General features: G+C 58.5%; 1 protein-coding gene. It reads right to left on the bottom strand.

The window, feature by feature from the left end; translation table 11 throughout:
• Window positions 1-65 precede the first annotated feature (65 nt).
• Window positions 66-2,201, bottom strand: coding sequence for an FUSC family protein (locus tag ABF824_RS16260; RefSeq protein ID WP_415489990.1), 2,136 nt, complete (start codon window positions 2,199-2,201; stop codon window positions 66-68).
• Between the last annotated feature and the right edge of the window lie 98 nt (window positions 2,202-2,299).

Raw genomic sequence — 2,299 nt, 5'->3', positions numbered from 1 at the left:
GCCGATACCGCCCTCTGTTACTGCCCGCAACCGCTGCGATCGTCCGTGCCCTTCCCCACTCAATCTCAACTCCAGGCCTTGAGGTCAGCGATATAGTCGGGATCCAGCAACAGGTTTCTGTAGCGCAGTTCCATACGCACGATTATCAGGCAGCCCAAAGCCATTGTCACCTGCTCACGTCCTACGCCCATTGCGGTTTTTTCAATCTGAAACAGGGCGTCCAGTGTCCGCTCCACCGGAGCCGTCATGGCTGAGACCGAGCGGGAAGACGGGGACAACGCCTCAAACATGTGCGTCAGAACGAGCTGAGCCTGCGAGGGCATGCGGACGTCCGTGGAGGAGTGGCGCAGCTGCATGAGATTTCGCCCCATGGTCATTGCCGAGAACGCGCCTTTCAGCAGTCCGTCCATTTCCGGTGGCGCCAGCCCTCTACCATTGGCGATAAGCTGCTCCATGTTCCGGACAATGAACCCCACCCATGCCGGCTCTCCAATACGCCTGCTGTCCTCCGCAATGCGATGAAGCGACCGTATGACATGCGCGCGAAAGTTGCTGATGAACGCAGGCAGGCTAAACGGCAGGATATAGCGAAAGACCAGCACGCCGAACCCCAATCCGGCGAGCAAGGCGAGGCTTGTATTGAACCAGTGAATCTCGTCTGTGCGGAAATGATTTTTCGGGCTGATCATGTAGGGGAAGAAGTTGGCGAAAGAGGCTGCAAGCGCTGCTATGGCCGGATTACGCGCGGCCAGCCCGCCAATGATCATTGGCACTCCCACAGCAAGACACAGGACAGGATAATCCGCTGTCACCGGCATGACGAGAAAGACCGGTATGATGGAAAGGGCCACCGCCCAGACAGCACCGAACAGAAAATTACGGCTTGCAATCACGGGGTTGCTGAAGGAGGCGAAACGGGCGCAGACCACGGCGACAAAGGTCACAAAAAGCGCGCCGTAAGACCAGGCCGTCACTTCCCAGATTATGGCGCCCAGCAGAACCGCCAGAGCCGAGCGTATCCCATTAGCAAATGTAGCTCCCCAATCAGGTGGGCGTACAAGCCTGAACCGCGCTGAAAGCGTCGTCTCGCGCATGTCACCGGCGTAACAGCCGAGCAGGTGTTCAAGTTCGCCAAGCAGCAGGGCAAGTCCCTGTAAAACGATCCGATCGTTCAGGGCCGTTTTCTTTTCTGCCTCTGTGGGAGCGAGCGTGCTTTCTATCCCGGCCTGACAGCGTTTCTGGAGTGTCCAGACATCCTGCCGCAGGCTTTGCGGTGCGACGGCATGATCGAGTTCTTCCGGCAGTCGCTCGAAAAACGCCGCTACATCAGTCAGTATTTTCTGAGAGATGCCGTTTGGTACATCGCCGGTGGCGGCAAGACGACTCCGCATCCCGACGCCACGCGACGTCAGACGCGTCACCTGCCCCAGTACGGCCCGGGCTGAGCGCACCAGAGGTTCGTTCCTGCCCACCTCGATCGCACTGAATTCCATTCGATCATTCAGGGTCAACGCCAGCGAAAAGATCTCATGCAGATCGCTTTCTCGTGGCGACTGACGCAGGAGGATGGCCCGCACGGCTCCTGACGACCGTGAAATAATCTCCCGCAACTGGGAACGGATGGCCTTCTGCGCGCCTGCCGCCACGTTGGGGATGAAAATAGCGGCCACCACCATTTCACAGATGACGCCAAGCAGGATGTAGGTGCCACGCGACACGGCAATATCGAAGATCTGATCCTGCGCATCCACGGCTGAAATGGCGACGATGGCGCAGGTATAGGCCGTCAGTACAAAGGCATAACTGCGGAAGTTGTTCACCAATGTGCCGAGCGCGGTGCACAGCCCGACCCACGCCGCCAACAGTGGAAAGAACAGCCAGGGCTGCTGCGGAGCCATCGACACAAGCGCCATGGCGGATGCGACACCGGCCAGAGTGCCCACGACTCTCCATCGTCCCTTGGAGATGCTCTCGCCTCTCGTTCCCTGCGCCACGATCCAGACCGTCATGGCCGCCCATTGTGGCTGATCAAGCTCCATCCAGAACGCGATGGCGAGAGCCAGCAGCGAGGCAAAAGTGGTGCGGAGTGAAAATCCGAGCGACGTCAGTTTGGGGGCGAAGAGCCACGCAAACGCCGATGGGTTGAGTGTCAGGGCGTTAACACAACGAATCAACAATGGGACGGCGGGAGGAGATGGCATTGTCCCATATTGCCACGAAGCGGTTGCCATCTCCATCGCTCAAACACAAAATCGTGACGAAAAAACATGCCGTTGAACCCGACAGGCAGGGTATCAGT

It is taken from the genome of Acetobacter sp., assembly GCF_047721705.1.
GTDB lineage: Bacteria > Pseudomonadota > Alphaproteobacteria > Acetobacterales > Acetobacteraceae > Acetobacter.
The sequence above is the reverse complement of the archived record's forward strand: the minus strand, read 5'-3'. Positions and strand labels throughout refer to the sequence as shown.